Consider the following 23,858-nt stretch of genomic DNA (forward strand, 5'->3'; position numbering starts at 1 on the left):
CAGGCGAAATAGTTCGCGTTCCTGGGCAATTGAACATTGCCTCAACCCGTTGCGGTGGGTAAATACATTATTCATACAAAGAATAAGGTTATTTGGGCCAGCAGGGGAACCGTGATGAATCATTTTATTATGGCTAATAGCCAGTTATGCATTGGATGTCGAGCCTGCGAAGTGGCGTGCGTCATGGCGCATCATAATGAACAGCATGCCCTCAGCGCGCGCCATTTTACCCCCCGTATCACCGTGGTGAAAGAGGGCAATAAGCACAGCGCTGTTACCTGCCACCACTGTGAAAACGCCCCCTGTCTACAAAGCTGCCCGAATGGCGCCATCAGTCGGATGCGCGACAGCGTGCAGGTTGATGAGCAGAAGTGTATCGGCTGTAAAGCCTGCGTAGTGGCTTGCCCGTTTGGCACTATGGAGGTGGTCACCGGGGCGCAGTCGGCCACCGCGCAGAAGTGCGATCTCTGCCTGGATCGCCCCGAGGGGCCAGCCTGCGTGGCGAACTGCCCGGCGGATGCCTTATCGAGGGTCACGCCCGATACCCTGAATCAGCTGACCCGTACGCGGCAGGTGCGCACGGCGCGCCATGAGGCGCAGCCGTGGCAGACCGGGGCGGCGAGCCGGATAAACTCTCCCCCGAGGCGCGGGCGGGTAATTTCGACGAAATCTATCTGCCGTTCCGTCCGGCGCAGGCGCAGCGTGAAGCCGACCGCTGCCTGACCTGCGGGGAACATTCGGTATGCGAATGGACCTGCCCGCTGCACAACCACATTCCCCAGTGGATCGAACGGGTGAAGGCCGGGGATATCGACGCTGCGGTGGAGTTATCCCATCAGACCAACTGCCTGCCGGAGATAACCGGCCGGGTCTGTCCCCAGGACAAACTGTGTGAAGGGGCGTGCACGGTGCGCGACGTTGCCGGGTCGGTGACCATCGGCAACATCGAACGCTATATCTCCGACCAGGCGCTGGCCAAAGGCTGGCGGCCCGATCTGAGCCAGGTCACGCCCGTCAATAAGCAGGTCGCCATCATCGGGGCCGGGCCCGCCGGACTGGCCTGCGCCGATGCGTTAATCCGCCGCGGCGTTAGCGTCACGGTCTTTGACCGCCACCCGGAGATTGGCGGCCTGCTTACCTTCGGTATTCCGGCCTTTAAGCTGGATAAATCGCTGCTGGCCCGCCGTCGGGAGATCTTCACGGCGATGGGCATCCGCTTCGAGCTGAACTGCGAGGTGGGTAAAGATCTCCCGCTGGCGCAGCTGCTTAGCGAATACGATGCTCTGTTTGTTGGCGTGGGCACTTACCGTTCGATGAAGGCGGGCATTCCCCATGAGGATGCGCCCGGGGTCTACGATGCCCTGCCGTTCCTGGTGGGCAACACCCGGCAGCTGATGGGGCTGGCCCCGTCGGTAGAGGAGCCCTTTGTCGATACCGCCGGGCTGAACGTGGTGGTGCTGGGCGGCGGCGATACGGCGATGGACTGCGTGCGCACCGCGCTGCGTCACGGGGCCGCCAGCGTCACCTGCGCCTACCGCCGGGATGAAGCCAACATGCCGGGCTCGAAAAAAGAGGTCAAAAACGCCCGGGAAGAGGGGGCCGCCTTTGAGTTTAACGTGCAGCCGGTGGAGCTGACCCTCGACGAGACCGGGCGGGTTAACGGCATTCGCCTCCTGCGCACCCGGCTGGGCGAGCCTGATGCCCAGGGCCGCCGCCGTCCGGTGCCTGTCGAAGGTAGCGAGTTTGTCATGCCTGCCGATGCGGTGATCATGGCCTTTGGCTTCAACCCGCATGCCATGCCCTGGCTACAGGCGCAGGGGGTCGAGGTGGATGACTGGGGGCGGATCGCCGCCAGCGTCGAGACGCGCTACCGCTATCAGACCAGCAACCCGCAGATCTTTGCCGGTGGCGACGCGGTGCGCGGCGCCGATCTGGTGGTCACGGCAATGGCGGAAGGGCGGCATGCCGCCCAGGGCATCGCCGACTGGCTTGGGGTCGAGGCACCCGCCCCGCATTAACCCGACGGACGACAACGCGGGCTTCTCAGCGTAGTATGACCAGCATGACGCGTAACGGAGCCCGTATAAACTTGAAAATTGAACTGATTAAAGACAAGTGCCTCTCAGATAACTATTTCATTCTGCGCAACCTGACCTACGATCTGACGCGGCGTAACGGCGAAGTGGTGCGCCACAAACGTGAAGTCTACGATCGGGGTAACGGCGCTACTGTCCTGCTCTACAACACTGAGAAGCAGAGCGTGGTGCTGATCCGCCAGTTCCGCATCGCCACCTGGGTGAACGGCAATCCCGACGGGCGACTGATCGAAACCTGCGCCGGGCTGCTGGATAACGATGAGCCGGAAGTCTGCATTCGCAAAGAGGCGATCGAAGAGACCGGTTTTGTCGTCGGTAACGCGCGCAAGGTGTTTGAGCTGTACATGTCCCCCGGCGGCGTGACGGAAATCGTCCATTTCTTCGTGGCGGAATACAGTGACGCCCAGCGCGCAGGCAAGGGCGGCGGGATAGAGGACGAAGAGATCGAGGTCCTGGAGCTGCCCTTCAGCGAGGCGTTATTGATGATTCAATCGGGTGAAATACGGGACGGCAAAACGGTGATACTCTTACAGTATTTGCGCAGCTCCGGGTTAATGGATTGATATTATTATTCTTAATAAGATGTATTTCATATAAATCTATCCGATAAATCTGATTGAGTAACCCCGGCCTGAGCAGGAAGATACGGTCTGTTTGTCTGTCTTTGCTTCCGGGATCCTGCTATTCATGCGTCACAGCCTTTTTCTTATCTTTATGCTCAGCGTGCTGCCCGCGGCTCTGGTTCAGGCGGCACCTGCACAGCAGTCGTTTACTGACTGGCAGGTGACCTGCAACAACCAGAACTTTTGTATCGCGCGCAATACCGGTGAGCATAACGGGCTGGTGATGACGCTGAGCCGCAGCGCCGGGGCAAAAACCGATGCGGTGCTGCGCATCGATCTCGGCGGGCTGGCCACGCCCGACCCTAAACAGCCCGCTATCGCGCCCCGCCTGCTGCTTGACGGCGAGCCGCTGCAGCTTGCTCCACCGCACTGGCAGGTGACTCCCTGGCGTCTGACCACCGATCATGCCGCCACTATTACTGCTCTGTTGACCACGCTTCAGCAGAAAAAGGCCATCACCCTGGCGGATGGCAAGCAGGTCATCTCCCTGGATGGGCTGAAAGAGGCCCTGCAGTTTATCGATGCCCAGCAAAAGCGTGGCGGGAGTGAAACCGCGTGGATCAACAAAGGCGCGCAACCGCCGCTGAGCGTACCGCCCGCGCCGGCGCTGAAAGAGGTTGCCGTAGTCAACCCGACCCCCACGCCGTTAACCCGCGAAGAGCGCAGCGATCTGACCGACTATGGCACCTGGCGCATCAACAACAGCCAGTGCTCACTCGACCCGGCGCGTCGTGAAGTGCGGGTCACCGCCTTAACCGATGACAAAGCGCTGCTGATGATCAGCTGTGAGGCCGGGGCCTATAACACCGTCGATCTGGCCTGGCTGGTGTCGCGTAAGAAGCCGTTTGCCTCCCATGCGGTGCGCCTGCGCCTGCCGTTTGTGCCGTCGAGCGACAGCAGCGAGATGGAGTTGATGAACGCCAGCTTCGATGAGAAGAGCCGCGAGCTGACCACCCTCGCGCTGGGACGCGGCATTGCCGATTGCGGGATCCAGACGCGCTGGCGCTTTACCGGACAGCGTTTCCGTCTGGTGCGTTATGCGGAAGAGCCGAGCTGCGATAACTGGCATGGACCCGATTCCTGGCCCACCTTGTGGATCACAAGATAAAAGAAAAACGGTAACCATAAGGTTACCGTTTTTTGGTTTTGTAGGCCCGTGCAAGCGTAGCGCCGCCGGGCAAGGCACTTACAGTAAGGCCTGCGCCTTCTCTACCACGTTCTCAACCGTAAAGCCGAAGAACGGGAATAGCTTGTCGGCAGGCGCCGATTCACCATAGCCGGTCATCCCGACAATCTTCCCTTTCAGCCCGACATACTTGTACCAGTAGTCCGCAATACCCGCTTCGACCGCCACGCGCGCCGTAACGTCCGACGGCAGCACCGACTCGCGGTACGCCTCATCCTGAGCATCAAAGATATCCGTTGAAGGCAGGGACACCACTCGCACCGCGTGGCCTTCCGCGGTCAGCTTCTCCGCCGCCTTGACGGTGATCTCCATCTCCGATCCGGTGGCAATCAGAATAATATCCGGCTTGCCGCCGCTGTCTTTCAGGATGTATCCCCCGCGGGCAATATTTTTTACCTGGTCCGGGGTACGCTCGATCTGCGCCAGGTTCTGACGGGAGAGGATCAGCGCCGTCGGGCCGTTGTGGCGCTCTATCGCCAGCTTCCAGCCCACCGCGGCTTCAACCTGATCGCACGGACGCCAGGTGCTGAAATTCGGCGTCAGACGCAGGCTGGCCAGCTGCTCCACCGCCTGGTGGGTCGGGCCATCTTCCCCCAGCCCGATGGAGTCGTGGGTATAGACCATGATCTGCCGGGCCTTCATCAGCGCCGCCATACGCGCGGCGTTACGCGCATACTCCACGAACATCAGGAAGGTGGCGGTGTAAGGCACAAATCCGCCGTGATGGGCGATGCCGTTGGCAATGGCGGTCATGCCGAACTCGCGCACCCCGTAGTGGATGTAGTTCCCGGCGATATCTTCTTTAAGCGAGGTTGAGCCCGACCAGATGGTCAGGTTGCTCGGGGCCAGATCCGCCGAGCCGCCCAGCAGCTCCGGCAGGATCGGGCCAATGGCGTTGAGGGTATTCTGAGAGGCCTTACGGGTGGCGATCTTCGCCGGGTTGGCCTGCAGGTTTTCGATCAGCGCCTGGGTGGTCTCTTCCCAGTTCTCGGGAAGCCCGCCGCTCATGCGACGGCTGAACTCGGCCGCCAGCTCCGGGTGCGCTTTCTGGTAGGCAGCAAATTTGTCGTTCCAGGCCGCCTGCGCTTTTTCGCCCTCTTCGCGGGCATCCCAGGCTTTGTAGATCTCTTTCGGGATCTCAAAAGCCGGGTATTTCCAGCCCAGCTTCTGGCGGGTCAGAGCCACTTCCTCTTCGCCCAGCGCCGCGCCGTGAGACTCCTCTTTACCGGCTTTGTTCGGGGAACCAAATCCGATGACCGTGCGACAGATAATCAGCGACGGTTTATCGGTCACGCTTTGCGCTTCCTGGATGGCCGCCTTCAGCGCCTCAGGATCGTGACCGTCAATCTCATGCACCACATGCCAGTGGTAGGCTTCAAAGCGTTTTGCCGTGTCGTCAGTGAACCAGCCCTCGGTCTCGCCGTCGATGGAGATACCGTTGTGATCGTAGAAACCAATCAGCTTGCCCAGTCCCAGCGTGCCCGCCAGGGAGCAGACCTCGTGGGAGATCCCCTCCATCAGACAGCCGTCGCCCATAAACACATAAGTATTGTGATCGACAATCTCATGTCCCGGCTGGTTAAACTGCGCCGCCAGCGTGCGCTCGGCAATCGCCAGCCCGACCGCATTCGCCAGCCCCTGACCCAGCGGGCCGGTAGTGGTCTCCACCCCAGGGGTGTAACCCAGCTCCGGGTGACCCGGGGTTTTCGAGTGCAGCTGGCGGAAGTTTTTCAGCTCCTCAAGCGGCAGGTTATAGCCGGAGAGGTGCAGCAGGCTGTAGAGCAGCATCGACGCGTGACCGTTAGAGAGAATAAAACGGTCGCGGTCGTACCACGTCGGATCGTTGGGGTTGTGCTTCAGGAAATCATTCCACAACACTTCTGCGATATCGGCCATACCCATTGGTGCGCCTGGATGACCGGAATTGGCTTTTTGCACGGCATCCATGCTGAGGGCGCGAATGGCATTGGCTAACTCTTTACGGGACATAGTTCACTCCATGGCAAGGTTACAGTTTGGCGGCGAGCAGATCTTCGAGTTTGCGTTGGTCGACCGCGAAAAGACGGATCCCTTCTGACAGCTTATCGACCGCCATGGCGTCCTGATTATGCTCCCAGCGGAATTCAGCTTCGGTCATTGGTTTTGGTTTTGGCAACACCGTTGAAGAAGGCACCAGGCGACGGACCACCTCTTCCTCTTTCTCCTGTAACTCCTGCAGCAGGTTAGGGGAGATGGTCAGGCGGTCGCAGCCGGTAAGGGCAAGGATCTGCTCGGTGCGGCGGAAGCTGGCGCCCATCACGATGGTTTCGTAGCGGTGCTGCTTATAGTAGTCGTAGATATTGCGAACGGATTTTACGCCCGGATCTTCCTCTACCACGTAGGGGTCCATCGGCTGGCGGGCCTGATACCAGTCGTAAATACGCCCGACGAACGGTGACACCAGGAACACCCCGGCTTCGGCGCAGGCGCGTGCCTGAGCAAAGGAGAACAGCAGCGTCAGGTTGCAGTTAATTCCCTCTTTCTCCAGCACTTCGGCGGCGCGGATCCCCTCCCAGGTGGAGGCCAGCTTGATCAGAATGCGCGATTTTTCGACATCCTGCTCCTCGTAGAGCTTCACCAGATGGCGCGCTTTGGCGATGCTTTTCTCCTGGTCAAAGGAGAGGCGTGCGTCCACTTCGGTAGAGACCCGTCCCGGAATGCTTTTCAGAATTTCGCTACCAATATTGACCGCCAGCTTATCGCTGGCTTCAGCGACCTGTTGCTCTTTGGTTTTCCCCCGTCCTTTACCGTACGTAATGGCGTCGTCAATCAGGTGCGAGAAGTGCGAGAGCCCGGCGGCTTTCAGCAGCAGCGATGGGTTGGTGGTCGCATCCTGTGGCTGGTAGTGGCGGATGGATTCGATATCACCGCTGTCAGCAACGACCGTGGTGAATTGTTTGATGCCGTCTAGTTGGTTCATAAGTAATGACTCCTTGAAAATAAAAGAGTTGGTGGAGTGTGTTAGATCACACTTCTGTGAAATTCGCGATGTACTTAACAAAAAAGCATAGCAGACGGACATGGTCTTGCTTTGATGGGCAGGTAACATGATTGTTATAAATTGATAACAATTTTTGTTTTTTGATGGTGAGAGTTTGGCAGCCTTCAAAGTTTGAGCGGCGGGCAGCAGCGATACTATCCGCCATCCAGGGTGAACTCAGACCATAACAACATCACCCATTTTGAACGATACGTGAAAGGAACCTTACAATGGACGAGCAGTTAAGACAGAGTGCCCTCGATTTTCATGAATTTCCCGTACCTGGCAAAATTCAGGTCTCTCCGACCAAACCCCTCGCCACCCAGCGCGACCTGGCGTTAGCCTATTCGCCGGGCGTGGCCGCGCCCTGTCTCGAAATCGAAAAAGATCCGCTGGCGGCCTACAAATACACCGCCCGCGGCAATCTGGTGGCGGTGATCTCCAACGGCACTGCGGTGCTGGGGCTGGGCAATATCGGGGCGCTGGCCGGTAAACCGGTAATGGAAGGCAAGGGCGTGCTGTTCAAGAAATTCGCCGGTATCGACGTGTTTGATATTGAAGTGGATGAGCTGGACCCGGACAAATTCATCAACGTGGTGGCCGCGCTGGAGCCGACCTTTGGCGGCATCAACCTCGAAGACATTAAAGCGCCAGAATGTTTCTATATCGAGCAGAAGCTGCGCGAGCGGATGAACATTCCGGTGTTCCACGACGACCAGCACGGAACGGCGATCATCAGCACCGCCGCTATTCTGAACGGCCTGCGGGTGGTGGAGAAGAACCTTTCTGACGTGCGGATGGTGGTCTCCGGCGCGGGCGCGGCAGCCATCGCCTGTATGAACCTGCTGGTGGCGCTGGGGATGCAGAAGCACAACATCGTGGTCTGCGACTCCAAAGGGGTGATTTATAAAGGCCGCGAAGCCAATATGGCGGAGACCAAAGCTGCCTACGCCGTGGACGACGACGGCAAGCGCAGCCTGGCGGATGTGATGGACGGCGCGGATATCTTCCTCGGCTGTTCGGGCCCGAAAGTGCTGAACGAAGAGATGGTGATGAAGATGGCGCGCGCGCCGCTGATCCTCGCCCTGGCGAACCCGGAGCCTGAGATCCTGCCGCCGCTGGCAAAAGCGGTCCGCCCGGATGCGATTATCTGTACCGGCCGTTCCGATTACCCGAACCAGGTGAACAACGTCCTCTGCTTCCCGTTCATTTTCCGCGGAGCGCTGGACGTCGGCGCGACCGCCATTAACGAAGAGATGAAGCTGGCGGCGGTTCACGCCATTGCCGAGCTGGCCCATGCCGAGCAGAGCGAAGTGGTGGCTTCCGCCTATGGCGATCAGGATCTGAGCTTCGGCCCGGACTACATTATTCCGAAACCGTTCGATCCGCGTCTGATTGTCAAAATCGCTCCGGCGGTCGCCAAAGCGGCGATGGACTCCGGCGTGGCGACGCGGCCTATCACCGACTTCGATGCCTATGTCGATAAGCTGACCGAGTTTGTCTATAAAACCAACCTGTTCATGAAGCCGATCTTCTCCCAGGCGCGCACGGACGCCAAACGTGTGGTGATGGCAGAAGGGGAGGAGGCGCGCGTCCTGCACGCCACTCAGGAGCTGGTGAGCCTGGGGCTGGCGAAGCCGATCCTGATTGGTCGTCCGAGCGTGATCGAGATGCGTATCCAGAAGCTGGGGCTGCAAATTAAGCCGGGCGTGGACTTCGAGATCGTCAACAATGAGTCCGATCCGCGCTTTAAGGAGTACTGGAACGAATACTACGCCATCATGAAGCGCCGGGGGATCACCCAGGAGCAGGCCCAGCGGGCGGTGATCGGCAACACCACGGTGATCGGGGCGATCATGGTTCACCGCGGTGAAGCCGACGCGCTGATCTGCGGCACCATTGGCGACTATCACGAGCACTTCAGCGTGGTGCAGGAGATCTTCGGCTATCGCGAGGGGGTACATACCGCCGGGGCGATGAATGCCCTGCTGCTGCCAAGCGGCAACACCTTTATTGCCGATACCTACGTCAACGACGATCCTACCCCGGAGCAGCTGGCGGAGATCACGGTGATGGCAGCGGAAACGGTGCGTCGCTTCGGTATCGAACCGAAGGTGGCGCTACTGTCGCACTCCAACTTTGGCTCCTCCAAATCGGCGGCCGCGTGCAAAATGCGCCAGACCCTGGAGCTGGTGCGCGAGCGCGCGCCGGAGCTGATGATCGACGGAGAGATGCACGGCGACGCCGCGCTGGTGGAGAGCATTCGTAACGAGCGGATGCCGGACAGCCCGCTGAAAGGCTCTGCCAACGTGCTGATCATGCCGAACGTCGAAGCGGCGCGTATCAGCTACAACCTGCTGCGCGTCTCCAGTTCGGAAGGGGTGACCGTTGGGCCGGTACTGATGGGCGTGGCGAAACCGGTGCATGTGTTAACCCCGATTGCGTCCGTGCGTCGTATTGTGAACATGGTGGCGCTGGCGGTGGTAGAGGCGCAGACGCAGCCGCTGTAATGGGGATGTGTCGGGTGGCGCTTTCGCTTACCCGACCTACAGGTTTTGTAGGCCGGGCAAGCGAATGCGCCGCCCGGCAATCAAATCCAGTTCCGAACCTTAATAAACTCCTTCAGGGCAGCCTCGCGGCTGCCTTCTTTCGGATCAAAGTTATACTCCCAGCGCACCAGCGGCGGCATCGACATCAGAATCGACTCCGTGCGCCCGCCGGTCTGCAGGCCGAACAGCGTGCCGCGGTCCCACACCAGATTGAACTCCACGTAACGCCCCCGACGATAGAGCTGGAACTCGCGCTCGCGCACGCCGTAATCGTGGCTTTTACGCCGCTCGACAATGGGTAAATAAGCGTCGGTATAGCCGTTGCCCACCGCCTGCATAAAGCTAAAGGCGGTATCAAAATCCGGGGTGTTCAGATCGTCAAAGAACAGCCCGCCAATGCCGCGCTGCTCGTCACGGTGCTTCAGATAAAAGTACTCATCGCACCATTTCTTGTATTTCGCGTAGACGTCCTCACCAAAGGGCTGGCACAGGTCGTGCGCGGTCTGGTGCCAGTGGATTGCGTCTTCCTCAAACCCGTAGAAAGGCGTTAAGTCGAAGCCGCCGCCAAACCACCACACCGGATCGGCACCCGGTTTTTCGGCGATAAAAAAGCGCACGTTGGCATGGCTGGTGGGCACGTACGGATTATGCGGATGCACCACCAGCGAGACCCCCATCGCTTCGAAGCTGCGGCCCGCCAGCTCCGGGCGGTGCGCGGTGGCCGAAGCGGGCATGGCGTCGCCATGAACGTGGGAAAAGTTAACCCCGGCCTGCTCGAACACGCCGCCGTTACGCAGCACGCGGCTGCGCCCGCCGCCGCCGGCTTCGCGCTGCCACTCATCCTGCTGAAATTCACCGCCATCGACGGCGCTCAGTTTCTGGCAAATTTCATCCTGCAACTGCAGCAGAAAGGTTTTGACCAGCTGTGCATTGGGTTTCATTAACGTTTCCTGGAGTGCGCTTTCTGGTTATCGAACCACTTGAAGTAACTGATGATCCCGGAGGCGATGGCGTTGGCGATCTTCTGGCGAAACGCCCTGGTGCCCAGCAATCGCTCTTCTTCCGGGTTGGTGATAAAGGAGGTTTCCACCAGCACAGAGGGAATCGACGGGGATTTCAGCACCACAAACGCCGCCTGCTCGGTACCCTTGCTGTGCAGACGGTGCACCGGCTTAATCTTCTTCAGAATATGCGAGCCGAGGGTCAGGCTATTCTTGATGGTGTCGGTTTGCACCAGGTCAAACAGCACCTGCTGGAGCAGATGATCTTTGTCGGTGGTCTTCTTTCCGGCCACTTCATCCGCACGGTTTTCACGGTCGGAGAGGTATTTTGCCATGGCGCTACTGGCGCCACGATTGGAAAGGGCAAATACCGAAGCACCCGCCGCCGAGGGGTTAGTAAAGCCGTCAGCGTGGATCGACATAAACAGATCGGCGCCGTGCTGGTGGGCAATCTCCACCCGGTCGTACAGCGGAATAAAGGTGTCGCCGGAGCGGGTCAGGCGGGCGTCAATGCCGTTGCTGCGTAAAATCGCCCGGACGTTTTTTGCAATCGCCAGCACGACATGTTTTTCTTTAGAGCCGTTACGGCCTATGGCGCCGGTATCGATGCCGCCATGGCCCGGATCGAGCATTACCAGACGCTTCGCACCGGGCTTTTTAGTTTTCGGCTTGCTGTGTCCGTTACTGGTTTTAAGGGTGCTTTCGTCTTTTGCCTGAGCCTGCTTTGCAATGCCCGTTAACGTTAAGGCCGCCAGCCCCGCTTTGAGAACCTGACGACGCGATGTGAGTGCTTTTAATGGTTTGAATGTGCTCATGCGGCCTGAATTGTAAAAATTGGGGTCCTGGTGTTATATCGTATCGTCTTTTCCGTTACGACAGTCCATGTGGCGAATTGTTTTACTTTTCATTTCAATACGTGACAAAGTGCCATTATGCCAAATTTCCTGACCTTTTTCGCTGGATATTGGCGAAAGAGGGCGTTCGCGTCATAATCACTGTTTTTAAACCCAAAAAGGCGGTTAATACCATGGAGATACGCGTTTTTCGCCAGGCAGACTTCGAAGAGGTGATCACCCTTTGGGAGCGCTGCGATCTACTGCGACCGTGGAACGATCCGGAGATGGACATCGAGCGCAAGCTCAACCATGACGTCAGTCTGTTTCTGGTCGCGGAAGTGAATGGCGAAGTAGTGGGCACGGTGATGGGCGGCTACGACGGGCATCGTGGTTCGGCGTACTACCTGGGGGTTCACCCGGAGTTTCGCGGGCGTGGCATTGCCAACGCGCTGCTCAATCGTCTGGAAAAGAAACTGATCGCCCGGGGCTGTCCGAAGATTCAGATCATGGTGCGTGAAGATAATGACGTGGTGCTGGGTATGTACGAGCGTCTCAACTATGAACATGCCGACGTGCTGACGCTGGGCAAACGCCTGATAGAAGATGAAGAGTATTGATTTTCACCCCGGGGACTATGACAGCCACGGTCGGGTTCGCCTGCCGTTTCTGTTCTGGTGCGTGCTGCTGCTTCAGGCGCGCACCTGGGTATTGTTCGTGCTGGCCGGGGCTTCCCGCGATCAGGGCAATACCCTGCTGAACCTGTTTTATCCGGACCACGATAACTTCTGGCTCGGGCTGCTGCCGGGGATCCCGGCGGTGCTGGCCTTTTTACTGAGCGGGCGGCGCCATCTCGTGCCGCGCCTGTGGCGCGCGCTGCGCTGGCTGTTGATCCTCGCCCAGGGCGTGCTGCTGGGCTGGCAACCCCTGCTGTGGCTCAACGGTGAGGCCGTGAGTGGGCCGGGCATTGCGCTGCTGGTAGCCGATATCGTGGCGCTGCTGTGGCTGCTGACCCACCCCCGCCTGCGCGCCTGTTTTACGCCTGAAAAAGATTAAACGGCACTTTTTAGCGATGCTGCACTCCAACAAGCGTCAAATTAACCAGAAAGGATCTCCCGATGAAATCGCTGCGTTTACTGTTATGCGCGCTCCCCGTTGTCCTGACGGGCTGTTCAACGCTCTCCGCCGTGAACTGGTCTGCGGCCTACCCCTGGAACTGGTTCGGTTCATCCACGGAGGTGACCGAGCAGGGCGTGGGGAATCTCACTGCCGCTACGGCGCTGGAACAGAGCGCCATCGAATCGGCGTTAGGCGGCGATTACCGTCTGCGCAGCGGCATGAAAACGCAGAACGGTACCATCGTGCACTACTTTGAAGCGATGAAAGATGACCAGCTGGCGCTGGTGATTAACGGTGATAAATCCACTGTCGGGCGCATTGAGGTGCTGGACAGCGAGCTCGAAACCGACAATGGCGTGAAGATCGGGACCCCGTTCAGCGACCTGTATCAGAAAGCCTACGGCAACTGCGTCAGCGTGCCGGGTGATGACAGCGTGACGGTGGAGTGTAAGGCCGACGGCAGCCAGCATATCAGCTACCAGTTCAGCGGAACCTGGAGCGGCCCGGAGGGGTTGATGCCGTCTGACGACACGCTGAAGAACTGGAAAATCAGCAAAATTATCTGGCAGCAGTAAATTGCGCCTGGACAAGCCGCCTCGCTGAAAAAGCGGGTATAATCGCCGCCAACAATGCCACGACGTCGTGGCATCTTTTTTTTCAGGAGGAGCGATGTCTCAGGTTCAGAGTGGCATTTTGCCAGAACATTGCCGCGCGGCGATTTGGATCGAAGCCAATGTCAAAGGGGATATTGATGCCCTGCGTGCGGCCAGCAAAGTTTTTATCGATAAACTGGCCACCTTCCAGGTCAAATTCCCGGATGCCCACTGCGGCGCGGTGGTGGCGTTCGGCCACAACGTCTGGCGTAAGCTGAGCGGTGGGGAAGGGGCCGAAGAGCTGAAAGACTTTGTCCCTTACGGCAAAGGTCTGGCCCCGGCCACCCAGTATGACGTGCTGATCCATATTCTCTCCCTGCGTCACGATGTGAACTTCTCCATTGCCCAGGCCGCAATGGCCGCCTTTGGCGATTGCGTCGAAGTGACAGAAGAGATCCACGGTTTCCGCTGGGTGGAAGAGCGCGATCTGAGCGGCTTCGTTGACGGCACCGAAAACCCGGCAGGGGATGAGGTCCGTCGTGACGTGGCGGTCATCAAAGAGGGCGTGGACGCGGGCGGCAGCTACGTGTTCGTCCAGCGCTGGGAGCACAACCTCAAACAGCTTAACCGTATGAGCGTACACGATCAGGAGATGATGATTGGCCGCACCAAAGAGGCCAACGAGGAGATTGACGGCGATGACCGTCCGGCGACCTCGCACCTGAGCCGTGTGGATCTGAAAGAAGACGGCAAAGGGCTGAAGATTGTGCGCCAGAGCCTGCCGTACGGCACCGCCAGCGGTACGCACGGTCTCTACTTCTGCGCCTACTGTGCGCGTCTGTATAACATCGAACAGCAGCTGCTGAGCATGTTCGGGGATACCGACGGCAAGCGTGACGCCATGCTGCGCTTCACTAAGCCGGTCACCGGCGGCTACTACTTTGCGCCGTCCGTTGAGCGTCTGCTTGCACTGTAATTCCCTCAGCCTGACCCTCTCCCCACAGGGGAGAGGGGAGTAATGCCTTATTCCCTTTTCTGCTTCTAAATCACCAAACGGTATATAAAACCGTTACTCCTTTAGTACTCGTTATAAATATGATGACCCTAAGAAAATCATCACAACTCTTAGGGTGCGCAATGGCCGTTACTGTACTGAAAAAAGGATCTCTGGTGCTGGCAGCTTCAGTGTTGCTGGTCGCTCAGGCGCAGGCAACCGAGCTGCTGAACAGCTCTTACGACGTCTCCCGCGAGCTGTTTGCCGCCCTGAACCCGCCGTTTGAACAGCAGTGGGCGAAGGATAATAACGGCGACAAGCTGACCATCAAACAGTCTCACGCCGGTTCGTCCAAACAGGCGCTGGCGATCCTGCAGGGGCTGAAAGCAGATGTGGTGACCTACAACCAGATTACCGACGTGCAGATCCTGCACGACAAAGGCAAGCTGCTCCCGGCCGACTGGCAGAGCCGTCTGCCCAATAACAGCTCGCCGTTCTACTCCACCATGGGCTTCCTGGTGCGTAAGGGAAACCCGAAGAACATTCATGACTGGAACGACCTCGTGCGTTCTGACGTGAAGCTGATTTTCCCGAACCCGAAAACCTCCGGCAACGCCCGCTATACCTATCTGGCCGCCTGGGGGGCTGCGGATAAAGCTGACGGTGATGATAAGGCCAAAACCGAGCAGTTCATGACCCAGTTCCTGAAAAACGTCGAAGTGTTTGATACCGGCGGACGCGGCGCGACCACCACCTTCGCCGAGCGCGGTCTGGGCGATGTGCTGATCAGCTTTGAATCGGAAGTGAACAACATTCGCAAACAGTATGAAGCGCAGGGCTTCGAAGTGGTTATCCCAAAAACCAACGTGCTGGCGGAGTTCCCGGTCGCCTGGGTGGATAAAAACGTGCAGGCAAACGACACTGAGAAGGCGGCAAAAGCCTATCTCAACTATCTCTACAGCCCGCAGGCGCAGACCGTGATCACCGATTACTACTATCGCGTGAATAACCCGGACGTGATGAACAAGCTGAAAGATAAGTTCCCGCAGACCGAGCTGTTCCGCGTGGAAGACCATTTTGGCTCCTGGCCTGAGGTGATGAAAACGCACTTCGCCAGCGGCGGTGAGTTGGACAAATTGTTGGCGGCGGGGCGTAAGTAATGTTTGCAGTTTCCTCCAGACGTGTGCTGCCGGGCTTTACCTTAAGCCTCGGGACCAGCCTGCTGTTCGTCTGTCTGATTTTGTTGTTACCGCTCAGTGCGCTGGTGGTCCAGCTCTCTGAGATGAGCTGGTCCCAGTACTGGGAGGTGATCAGCAACCCGCAGGTGGTGGCGGCCTATAAGGTGACGCTGCTGTCGGCGTTTGTCGCCTCCATCTTCAACGGCGTGTTCGGCCTGCTGATGGCGTGGATCTTAACCCGCTACCGCTTCCCGGGCCGCACGCTGCTGGATGCGCTGATGGATCTGCCGTTTGCGCTGCCTACCGCCGTGGCCGGTTTAACCCTGGCCTCGCTGTTCTCGGTGAACGGGCTTTACGGCGAGTGGCTGGCGAAGTTTGATATCAAAGTGACCTATACCTGGCTTGGCATTGCGGTGGCGATGGCCTTTACCAGCATCCCGTTTGTGGTGCGTACCGTGCAGCCGGTGCTGGAGGAGTTGGGTCCGGAATACGAAGAGGCGGCAGAAACCCTCGGCGCGACGCGCTGGCAGAGCTTCTGCAAAGTGGTCATGCCGGAGCTCTCTCCCGCGCTGCTGGCGGGCGTAGCGCTGTCGTTTACCCGCAGCCTCGGTGAATTTGGCGCGGTGATTTTTATCGCCGGTAATATCGCGTGGAAAACGGAAGTCACCTCGTTGATGATTTTTATCCGGTTGCAGGAGTTTGATTACCCGGCGGCAAGCGCGATTGCCTCGGTGATCCTGGCGGCCTCGCTGCTGCTGCTGTTCTCAATTAACACTCTGCAAAGTCGCTTTGGTCGACGCGTGGTAGGTCACTGATGGCGGAAGTTACTGAATTGAAACGCTACGACGCGCCCCGTATTAACTGGGGGAAATGGTTCCTGATAGGGACGGGCGTGCTGGTGTCCGCCTTTATTCTCGTTGTGCCTATGGTGTACATCTTTGTCCAGGCGTTCAGCAAAGGGATCATGCCCGCGCTGCAAAATCTGGCCGATCCGGACATGCTGCATGCCATCTGGCTGACGGTAATGATTGCCCTGATTACCGTGCCGGTGAACCTGGTTTTCGGCGTTTTGCTGGCCTGGCTGGTGACGCGCTTTAACTTCCCGGGCCGCCAGCTGCTGCTGACCCTGCTGGATATTCCGTTTGCGGTGTCGCCGGTGGTGGCCGGTCTGGTCTATCTGCTGTTCTACGGCTCCAACGGCCCGCTGGGCGGCTGGCTGGATGAACATAACTTACAGATCATGTTCGCCTGGCCGGGCATGGTGCTGGTGACGGTGTTTGTGACCTGTCCGTTTGTGGTGCGCGAGCTGGTGCCGGTGATGCTCAGCCAGGGCAGCCATGAAGACGAAGCGGCGGTACTGCTGGGCGCATCCGGCTGGCAGATGTTCCGTCGCGTGACGCTGCCCAACATCCGCTGGGCGCTGCTGTATGGCGTGGTGCTGACCAACGCCCGCGCGATTGGTGAGTTTGGCGCGGTGTCGGTGGTTTCCGGCTCGATCCGCGGCGAAACCCTGTCGCTGCCGTTACAAATTGAATTGCTGGAGCAGGACTATAACACCGTCGGTTCCTTTACCGCCGCAGCCCTGCTGACGCTGATGGCTATTTTGACCCTGTTTTTAAAGAGTATGGTGCAGTGGCGTTTAGAAAATCAGGCCAAACGCCAGCATCAGGAGGGAAATCATGAGCATTGAGATTGCCAATATTAAGAAGTCCTTTGGTCGCACCCAGGTGCTGAACGATATCTCGCTGGATATCCCTTCCGGACAAATGGTGGCGCTGCTGGGGCCGTCTGGCTCCGGTAAAACCACGCTGCTGCGTATTATTGCCGGTCTGGAGCATCAGACCAGCGGGCATATTCGCTTCCACGGTACCGACGTCAGCCGCCTGCATGCACGCGATCGTAAGGTGGGCTTCGTGTTCCAGCATTACGCCCTGTTCCGCCATATGACGGTGTTCGACAACATCGCCTTCGGCCTGACGGTACTGCCGCGTCGTGAACGCCCAAACGCCGCTACCATCAAAGCGAAAGTGACCAAACTGTTGGAGATGGTGCAGTTGGCACACCTGGCGGACCGTTATCCGGCCCAGCTCTCCGGTGGACAGAAACAGCGCGTGGCGCTGGCCCGTGCCCTGGCGGTTGAGCCGCAGATCCTGCTGCTGGATGAACCCTTCGGCGCGCTGGATGCGCAGGTGCGTAAAGAGCTGCGTCGCTGGCTGCGTCAGCTGCATGAAGAGCTGAAATTCACCAGCGTCTTCGTCACCCACGATCAGGAAGAAGCGATGGAAGTGGCCGACCGGGTAGTGGTGATGAGCCAGGGGAATATCGAGCAGGTTGATGAGCCAGAGCACCTCTGGCGCGAACCGGCTACCCGCTTTGTGCTGGAGTTTATGGGCGAAGTGAACCGTCTGCACGGCCATATTCGCGGCGGTCAGTTCCACGTTGGCGCCCATCGCTGGCCGCTGGGTTACACGCCTGGCTATCAGGGGCCGGTGGATCTCTTCCTGCGCCCGTGGGAAGTGGACGTCAGCCGTCGCACCAGTCTGGATTCCCCGCTGCCGGTACAGGTGCTGGAAGCCAGTCCAAAAGGCCACTACACCCAGCTGGTCGTGCAGCCGCTGGGCTGGTACAACGAACCGTTGACGGTGGTCATGCGCGACGAGGAGCCGCCATACCGCGGCGAACGTCTGTTTGTCGGGCTGCAACATGCGCGCATTTATCACGATAAGGATCGTATCGAGACGCGTGGAGATCTTGCTCTGGCGGAATCTGCCTGATAGGTTAAGCCCACGTAGTTTTGCCGGGTGGCGCTGCGCTTACCCGGCCTACCATATGCTCTCTGTAGGCCCGGTAAGCGTAAGCGCCACCGGGCTTTTTATTGGACAGCGATCATGAACACATTAGAACAAACCATCGGCAACACCCCTCTGATCAAACTGCAGCGCATGGGACCGGACAACGGCAGCGAAATCTGGATCAAACTGGAAGGCAATAATCCGGCGGGATCGGTCAAAGACCGCGCCGCGCTGTCGATGATCGTTCAGGCGGAAAAGCGCGGCGAAATCAAACCCGGCGATGTGCTGATCGAGGCGACCAGCGGTAACACCGGCATTGCGCTGGCGATGATTGCTGCTCTCAAAGGCTATCGCATGAAGCTGCTGATGCCGGATAACATGAGCCAGGAGCGCCGTGCCGCAATGCTGGCCTATGGCGCCGAGTTAATTCTGGTCAGTAAAGAGCAGGGGATGGAAGGGGCCCGCGATCTGGCCCTCGAGATGGCGAACCGGGGAGAAGGCAGGCTGCTGGATCAGTTCAACAACCCCGATAACCCTTATGCGCACTACACCACCACCGGCCCGGAAATCTGGCAGCAGACCGGGGGCCGCATCACCCATTTCGTCTCCAGTATGGGCACCACCGGCACCATCAGCGGCGTCTCCCGCTTTCTGCGCGAGCAGGATAAGGCGGTTACCATTGTTGGTTTGCAGCCCGAAGAGGGCAGCAGCATTCCGGGTATTCGCCGCTGGCCTGCGGAGTACATGCCGGGCATTTTTAATGCCTCGCTTGTGGATCAGGTGCTGGATATTCATCAGCGCGAGGCGGAAAATACCATGCGTGAACTGGCCGTGCGCGAAGGGGTTTTCTGCGGCGTCAGTTCTGGCGGCGCGGTAGCCGGCGCTCTGCGGGTAGCCGCGGCAACGCCGGGGGCGGTGGTGGTGGCGATTATTTGCGATCGCGGCGATCGCTATCTGTCTACCGGCGTGTTTGGTGAGGAGAGCTATGCGCAGGGCGCAGGGATCTAAACGCTATGGAAATGATTTTATTCCGGGACAAAACCCGGGCGCAGCAGACCGACATTGTGGCGGTGCAGTCGCAGGTGGTGTACGGCAGCGTCGGTAACAGCATTGCGGTGCCCAATATTCGCCAGCATCACCTCAACGTGACGGCGATACCGACGGTGCTGTTCAGCAATACCCCGCACTACGACACTTTTTATGGCGGGGTGATCCCCGACGAGTGGTTCATCGGCTACCTGAAAGCGCTGGGCGAGCGCGATGTGCTGCGTGAGCTGAAAGCAGTCACTACCGGCTATATGGGCAGCGCGAGCCAGATTGCCCTGCTGGCGGAGTGGCTGGGTGCGGTCAAGGCGCAGCATCCCGATCTGCTGATCCTAGTGGACCCGGTGATTGGTGACACCGACAGCGGAACCTACGTCAAACCAGAGATCCCGGAAGCTTACCGGCAGCACCTGCTACCGCTGGCGCAGGGAATTACGCCGAACGTCTACGAACTGGAAGTTCTCAGCGGTAAGTCGTGCCGGGACAATGCCAGCGCCATTGCCGCCGCCAAAGGCCTGTTATCCGATACGTTACAGTGGGTGGCGATCACCAGCGCGCCGGTTGCCGGTGATGCTGACAGCATCCACGTGGTGCTGGTTTCACACGACAACGTGACGGTCAGCGCCCACCCGCGCATTAAAGCCGATCTGAAAGGTACCGGGGATCTGTTCTGCTCTGAGCTGGTGAGCGCCCTGGTGCAGCGCGAAAGCGTGGCCGCAGCGATAAGCCGGGCAGGGGATCGGGTAACGCAGGTGATGCAGCACACCCAGGAGAAAGGGTACGACGAGCTGGTTCTGCCGGCCTGACAAACAAAAATGGCGCCCGAAGGCGCCATTTTTCTGTGCGGCAAGAAATTACTTCTTGATGCGGATAACCGGGGTTTCACCCACGGTAACGCTGCCGGACAGTTTGATCAGTTCTTTGATTTCGTCCATGTTGGAGATAACAACCGGAGTCAGGGTAGACTTGGCTTTCTCTTCCAGCAGTGGCAGATCGAATTCAATAACCGGGTCGCCAACTTTAACGCGCTGGCCTTCTTCAGCGATACGCTTGAAGCCTTCGCCTTTCAGCTCGACGGTGTCGATACCGAAGTGAACGAACAGCTCAATACCGCTATCAGATTCGATAGAAAATGCGTGGTTGGTTTCAAAAATCTTACCGATGGTACCATCAACCGGCGCAACCATTTTGTTACCGGTCGGTTTGATAGCAATGCCATCACCAACAATTTTCTCTGCAAACACGACATCCGGCACGTCTTCGATGTTGACGATTTCACCAGACAGCGGAGCAACAATCTCAATAGTTCCGGTGCCGCTGTTGCCTTTGTCACCGAACAGTTTACTAAATAACCCCATTAGCCATCTCTCCTAAGCAGTAAATTGGGCCGCATCTCGTGGATTAGCAGATTGTTTTTTCTTCAATGAACTTGTTAACCAGCGTCATTAACTCGTCCGTTGTCGGTTGAGCAAGAGCCTGCTCTGCTAATACCTTCGCATCTTCGAAGTTCGTGTTACGGATAATCTTCTTGATGCGCGGGATGGAAATGGCGCTCATAGAGAACTCGTCCAGACCCATACCCAGCAACAGAAGTGTAGCACGTTCGTCGCCTGCAAGCTCACCACACATGCCAGTCCATTTGCCTTCGGCATGAGAAGCATCAATAACTTGCTTGATAAGCGTCAGCACGGACGGTGACATTGGCTGGTAAAGATGTGAAATCATATCATTACCACGGTCAACTGCCAGAGTGTACTGGGTTAAATCGTTGGTACCAATACTAAAGAAATCGACTTCTTTCGCTAAGTGACGGGCAATCGTCGCTGCGGCTGGGGTTTCCACCATGACGCCAACTTCGATAGCTTCGTCGAAGGCTTTACCTTCGTCGCGCAGTTCCTGTTTGTAGATTTCGATCTCTTTCTTCAGTGCACGCACTTCTTCAACAGAGATGATCATCGGGAACATGATGCGCAGTTTACCGAAAGCGGAAGCACGCAGGATGGCGCGAACCTGGTCGCGCAGGATCTCTTTACGATCCATGGCGATACGCACCGCACGCCAGCCCAGGAACGGGTTCTCTTCTTTCGGGAAGTTCATGTACGGCAGCTCTTTGTCTCCACCGATGTCCATGGTACGGACGATAACCGCCTGTGAGCCACAGGCTTCAGCTACCGCTTTGTAAGCAGCAAACTGCTCTTCTTCGGTTGGCAGGGCGTCACGGTCCATGAACAGGAATTCGGTACGGTACAGGCCTACACCTTCCGCGCCGTTGCGCTCTGCGCCATCAACGTCGCGTACGGTGCCGATGTTGGCACAAACTTCAACCTGATGACCATCCAGCGTAATTGCCGGCAGATCTTTCAGTTTTGCCAGTTCGGCTTTCTCGGTCGCAACCTGTTCCTGAACGGCACGCAGCTGTTCAATTTGGTCGTTGGTTGGGTTGACGTAAACCAGATTGTTTACGGCATCCAGAATCAGATAGTCGTCGTTTTTAACCTGTGCGGTCACGCTACCGGTACCCACGATGGCAGGCAGTTCCAGAGAACGCGCCATGATAGAGGTGTGGGAGGTACGTCCGCCGGCGTCAGTGATGAAACCTAGCACCTTGTTCAGGTTCAGCTGTGCGGTTTCTGACGGGGTCAGGTCAGCAGCAACCAGGATCACTTCGTCCTGAATCGCGCTCAGATCGATGATGGCCAGGCCGAGGATGTTGCGCAGCAGGCGCTTACCGATATCACGCACGTCAGCCGCACGTTCTTTCAGGTACTCATCGTCCAGCTCTTCCAGGGCAGTCGCTTGACCTTCGATAACTTCATGTGCAGCCGCATCGGCCGTCATGCCTTTATCTTTAATCAGGGCTATGATTTCCTGCTCCAGCTCCTCATCTTCGAGCAACATGATGTGCCCTTCGAAGATGGCTTCTTTTTCTTCACCGAAAGTTTCGCCAGCTTTAGTTTTGATCGTTTCCAGCTGCGCAGATGCTTTTGCACGGCCACTCAGAAAACGCTCAACTTCCTGATTTACCTTATCAGCAGAAATTTTTTTCCGGTCGATGACGATCTCGTCTTCTTTCAGCAGCAGTGCTTTGCCGAAAGCGATACCCGGGGATGCTAAAATGCCTGAAATCATAACCCTACCTTACTTGTGACTGATTTTTACAAAGAACCCGGAAACTTACTCGAGCTCAGCCATCAGTTTTACCAGATGCTCAACTGCTTTCTGCTCGTCTTCGCCTTCAGCGGAGATGGTCACAACAGTGCCCTGAGTCAGACCCAGAGTCTGCAGTTTGAACAGGCTTTTTGCGCTGGCGCTTTTGCCGTTGGAAGTCACAGTGATCTCAGAAGTGAAGCCTTTCGCTTCTTTAACAAACTGAGCAGCAGGGCGGGTGTGCAGACCGTTCGGAGCGGTAATGGTAACTTCTTGCTGGAACATTGTATTTCCCCAACTTATTGGTTTAGTGTTGTGGAACTAAAGTCTAGCCTGGCGGCAGGACTTTAGCCTGTATTGTTAGCACCGGCTTAACGGCACGAGGCACAGATGTGTCAAACGTATTTCCGGTACTGGCATGTCAGGCTGCTGACGTCTCGTTCGACATTAAACATTATGCCGCGAAAGCAAGACTTGAACCAAATCATAAAATCGATTCAGCAGCGGGAATTCGTGTATCGATTAATTTCGAGCTTCAAAATAATTGTCAGCTTAAATACCAGAGCTAACAGGGTGAAGCAATGCCAGACGAGATAAAACTTTGAAGCAGGCCACAAAAAAGCACCCGAATGGGTGCTTTTTTACGCGATATTTACATTCTGGCACTACTGTTGCAGTTCTTTCTCTGTGAAGAGATCGGCAAACAGTGCAGTACTTAAATAACGCTCACCCGACGATGGAAGAATAACCACGATATTCTTATTGGTAAAGGTTTCATCTTCGAGTAATTGCAGCGCCGCGGCTACAGCAGCACCGGAAGAGATACCGGCCAGAATACCTTCTTCTTCCATCAGACGACGGGCGGTAGAGATGGCTTCATCGTTGGTGATAGCCACCACTTTATCAATCAGTTTCAGATCCAGGTTGCCCGGAATGAAGCCTGCGCCGATACCCTGAATTTTATGCGGGCCTGGTTTCAGCTCTTCACCTGCCAGCGCCTGGGCAATCACCGGGGAGTCTGTTGGCTCAACGGCAACGGTAATCAGATCTTTTTTACCTTTTGTGCCTTTAATATAGCGAGACACGCCGGTGAGCGTACCGCCGGTACCCACACCTGAAATAAAGACATCAACCTGACCGTCAGTATCTTCCCAGATCTCCGGGCCGGTGGTCTTCTCGTGAATTTCCGGGTTAGCCGGGTTGCTGAACTGCTGGAGCAGCAGATATTTAGCCGGATCGCTGGCAACAATCTCTTCAGCTTTCTGGATAGCGCCCTTCATCCCTTTTGCGCCTTCAGTTAACACCAGGTTCGCACCCAGCGCCTTCAGCAGCTTGCGACGTTCAATACTCATGGTTTCCGGCATGGTCAGCGTCAGCTTGTAACCGCGCGCGGCGGCCACGTAGGCCAGAGCAATACCGGTGTTACCGCTGGTTGGCTCAACCAGCTCAACGCCAGGTCTCAACACGCCACGCTTTTCCGCATCCCAAATCATATTGGCACCGATACGGCATTTTACGCTGAAGCTTGGGTTACGAGATTCTACCTTCGCCAGGATGCGTCCATTACCGATACGGTTCAGTCGAACCAGGGGCGTGTGACCGATAGTCAGCGAGTTGTCTTCAAAAATCTTACTCATGGCCTGTCCTTAACTGTTTGAAATTGGGATACCGACCCAGCATACCT

The 23,858-nt window shown here is 57.5% G+C and carries 21 protein-coding genes and 1 pseudogene; 14 read left to right on the forward strand and 8 right to left on the reverse strand.

Annotated elements, in window-relative coordinates:
* Nucleotides 1-114 precede the first annotated feature (114 nt).
* The 3 genes and pseudogenes from LRS40_RS13370 (at nucleotide 115) to LRS40_RS13380 (ending at nucleotide 3,827) form a co-directional block, all read left to right on the forward strand.
* Nucleotides 115-2,018: pseudogene (locus LRS40_RS13370) on the forward strand (oxidoreductase FeS-binding subunit).
* A gap of 65 nt (nucleotides 2,019-2,083) precedes the next feature.
* Nucleotides 2,084-2,659 carry a GDP-mannose pyrophosphatase NudK gene (gene nudK, locus LRS40_RS13375; protein ID WP_231313892.1) on the forward strand — a complete coding sequence of 192 codons (576 nt, stop codon included), beginning with the start codon at nucleotides 2,084-2,086 and terminating at the stop codon, nucleotides 2,657-2,659.
* A 124-nt stretch (nucleotides 2,660-2,783) separates the two neighbouring features.
* The gene (locus LRS40_RS13380) at nucleotides 2,784-3,827 is read left to right on the forward strand and encodes a DUF1176 domain-containing protein (RefSeq protein ID WP_156264322.1); all 1,044 of its coding nucleotides are present in this window, start codon (nucleotides 2,784-2,786) and stop codon (nucleotides 3,825-3,827) included.
* Nucleotides 3,828-3,905: 78 nt separating this feature from the next.
* Here LRS40_RS13380 and tkt read toward each other — a convergent pair whose 3' ends face one another.
* Both tkt and tal read right to left on the reverse strand, forming a co-directional pair.
* Nucleotides 3,906-5,894, reverse strand: coding sequence for a transketolase (gene tkt / locus LRS40_RS13385; RefSeq protein ID WP_142486652.1), 1,989 nt, complete (start codon nucleotides 5,892-5,894; stop codon nucleotides 3,906-3,908).
* A gap of 19 nt (nucleotides 5,895-5,913) precedes the next feature.
* Nucleotides 5,914-6,864 carry a transaldolase gene (gene tal, locus LRS40_RS13390; RefSeq protein ID WP_231311793.1) on the reverse strand — a complete coding sequence of 317 codons (951 nt, stop codon included), beginning with the start codon at nucleotides 6,862-6,864 and terminating at the stop codon, nucleotides 5,914-5,916.
* A gap of 290 nt (nucleotides 6,865-7,154) precedes the next feature.
* On the opposite strand from tal, the gene maeB reads away from it, so the two are divergent.
* Nucleotides 7,155-9,434, forward strand: a complete 2,280-nt coding sequence (gene maeB / locus LRS40_RS13395; RefSeq protein ID WP_231311794.1) for an NADP-dependent oxaloacetate-decarboxylating malate dehydrogenase — start codon at nucleotides 7,155-7,157, stop codon at nucleotides 9,432-9,434.
* Nucleotides 9,435-9,514: 80 nt separating this feature from the next.
* Here maeB and hemF read toward each other — a convergent pair whose 3' ends face one another.
* Nucleotides 9,515-10,414 carry an oxygen-dependent coproporphyrinogen oxidase gene (hemF, locus tag LRS40_RS13400; RefSeq protein WP_231311795.1) on the reverse strand — a complete coding sequence of 300 codons (900 nt, stop codon included), beginning with the start codon at nucleotides 10,412-10,414 and terminating at the stop codon, nucleotides 9,515-9,517.
* Nucleotides 10,414-11,289 carry an N-acetylmuramoyl-L-alanine amidase AmiA gene (gene amiA / locus LRS40_RS13405; RefSeq protein WP_231311796.1) on the reverse strand — a complete coding sequence of 292 codons (876 nt, stop codon included), beginning with the start codon at nucleotides 11,287-11,289 and terminating at the stop codon, nucleotides 10,414-10,416. The genes hemF and amiA overlap by 1 nt, the downstream gene beginning before the upstream one ends.
* A 212-nt stretch (nucleotides 11,290-11,501) precedes the next feature.
* Between amiA and LRS40_RS13410 the strand changes: the two genes are divergently transcribed.
* The 10 genes from LRS40_RS13410 to pdxK all read left to right on the forward strand — a co-directional run bounded on the left by LRS40_RS13410 (nucleotide 11,502) and on the right by pdxK (nucleotide 19,833).
* Nucleotides 11,502-11,927 (forward strand): GNAT family acetyltransferase, encoded by a 426-nt coding sequence (locus LRS40_RS13410; protein WP_142486647.1) that lies wholly within the window; start codon nucleotides 11,502-11,504, stop codon nucleotides 11,925-11,927.
* A complete protein-coding gene (locus tag LRS40_RS13415; RefSeq protein WP_142486646.1) occupies nucleotides 11,914-12,363 on the forward strand; it encodes a DUF2919 domain-containing protein in 450 nt (149 codons plus the stop codon). Before LRS40_RS13410 ends, LRS40_RS13415 begins: the two co-directional genes overlap by 14 nt.
* Before the next feature lie 62 nt (nucleotides 12,364-12,425).
* Nucleotides 12,426-13,001, forward strand: a complete 576-nt coding sequence (locus LRS40_RS13420; RefSeq protein WP_231311797.1) for an RpoE-regulated lipoprotein — start codon at nucleotides 12,426-12,428, stop codon at nucleotides 12,999-13,001.
* Nucleotides 13,002-13,095: 94 nt separating this feature from the next.
* Nucleotides 13,096-13,995: a Dyp-type peroxidase gene (locus tag LRS40_RS13425; protein ID WP_231311798.1), complete on the forward strand. Its 900-nt coding sequence runs from the start codon at nucleotides 13,096-13,098 to the stop codon at nucleotides 13,993-13,995.
* Between the two features lie 161 nt (nucleotides 13,996-14,156).
* Complete coding sequence (locus LRS40_RS13430) at nucleotides 14,157-15,173, forward strand: sulfate ABC transporter substrate-binding protein (RefSeq protein WP_231311799.1); 1,017 nt, start codon at nucleotides 14,157-14,159, stop codon at nucleotides 15,171-15,173.
* Entirely contained in the window at nucleotides 15,173-16,006 is an 834-nt protein-coding gene (gene cysT, locus LRS40_RS13435; RefSeq protein ID WP_142486642.1) for a sulfate/thiosulfate ABC transporter permease CysT, read from the forward strand. Before LRS40_RS13430 ends, cysT begins: the two co-directional genes overlap by 1 nt.
* The gene (gene cysW, locus LRS40_RS13440) at nucleotides 16,006-16,881 is read left to right on the forward strand and encodes a sulfate/thiosulfate ABC transporter permease CysW (RefSeq protein ID WP_142486641.1); all 876 of its coding nucleotides are present in this window, start codon (nucleotides 16,006-16,008) and stop codon (nucleotides 16,879-16,881) included. The genes cysT and cysW overlap by 1 nt, the downstream gene beginning before the upstream one ends.
* Nucleotides 16,871-17,965 carry a sulfate/thiosulfate ABC transporter ATP-binding protein CysA gene (cysA, locus tag LRS40_RS13445; RefSeq protein ID WP_142486640.1) on the forward strand — a complete coding sequence of 365 codons (1,095 nt, stop codon included), beginning with the start codon at nucleotides 16,871-16,873 and terminating at the stop codon, nucleotides 17,963-17,965. Before cysW ends, cysA begins: the two co-directional genes overlap by 11 nt.
* Before the next feature lie 114 nt (nucleotides 17,966-18,079).
* Nucleotides 18,080-18,991, forward strand: coding sequence for a cysteine synthase CysM (cysM, locus tag LRS40_RS13450; RefSeq protein ID WP_231311800.1), 912 nt, complete (start codon nucleotides 18,080-18,082; stop codon nucleotides 18,989-18,991).
* A 5-nt stretch (nucleotides 18,992-18,996) separates the two neighbouring features.
* A complete protein-coding gene (gene pdxK, locus LRS40_RS13455; protein WP_231311801.1) occupies nucleotides 18,997-19,833 on the forward strand; it encodes a pyridoxine/pyridoxal/pyridoxamine kinase in 837 nt (278 codons plus the stop codon).
* 48 nt (nucleotides 19,834-19,881) lie between these two features.
* On the opposite strand, the gene crr is transcribed toward pdxK, so the two are convergent.
* The 4 genes from crr to cysK form a co-directional block, all read right to left on the reverse strand.
* Nucleotides 19,882-20,385, reverse strand: coding sequence for a PTS glucose transporter subunit IIA (gene crr, locus LRS40_RS13460; protein WP_231311802.1), 504 nt, complete (start codon nucleotides 20,383-20,385; stop codon nucleotides 19,882-19,884).
* Between the two features lie 43 nt (nucleotides 20,386-20,428).
* Nucleotides 20,429-22,156 carry a phosphoenolpyruvate-protein phosphotransferase PtsI gene (gene ptsI, locus LRS40_RS13465; protein WP_142486637.1) on the reverse strand — a complete coding sequence of 576 codons (1,728 nt, stop codon included), beginning with the start codon at nucleotides 22,154-22,156 and terminating at the stop codon, nucleotides 20,429-20,431.
* A gap of 45 nt (nucleotides 22,157-22,201) precedes the next feature.
* Entirely contained in the window at nucleotides 22,202-22,459 is a 258-nt protein-coding gene (gene ptsH, locus LRS40_RS13470; protein ID WP_000487600.1) for a phosphocarrier protein Hpr, read from the reverse strand.
* A 380-nt stretch (nucleotides 22,460-22,839) separates the two neighbouring features.
* Nucleotides 22,840-23,811, reverse strand: a complete 972-nt coding sequence (cysK, locus tag LRS40_RS13475; RefSeq protein ID WP_231311803.1) for a cysteine synthase A — start codon at nucleotides 23,809-23,811, stop codon at nucleotides 22,840-22,842.
* Between the last annotated feature and the right edge of the window lie 47 nt (nucleotides 23,812-23,858).

The sequence above is a fragment of the Leclercia sp. G3L genome (assembly GCF_021117075.1).
GTDB classification, from domain to species: Bacteria; Pseudomonadota; Gammaproteobacteria; order Enterobacterales; family Enterobacteriaceae; genus Enterobacter; species Enterobacter adecarboxylatus_C.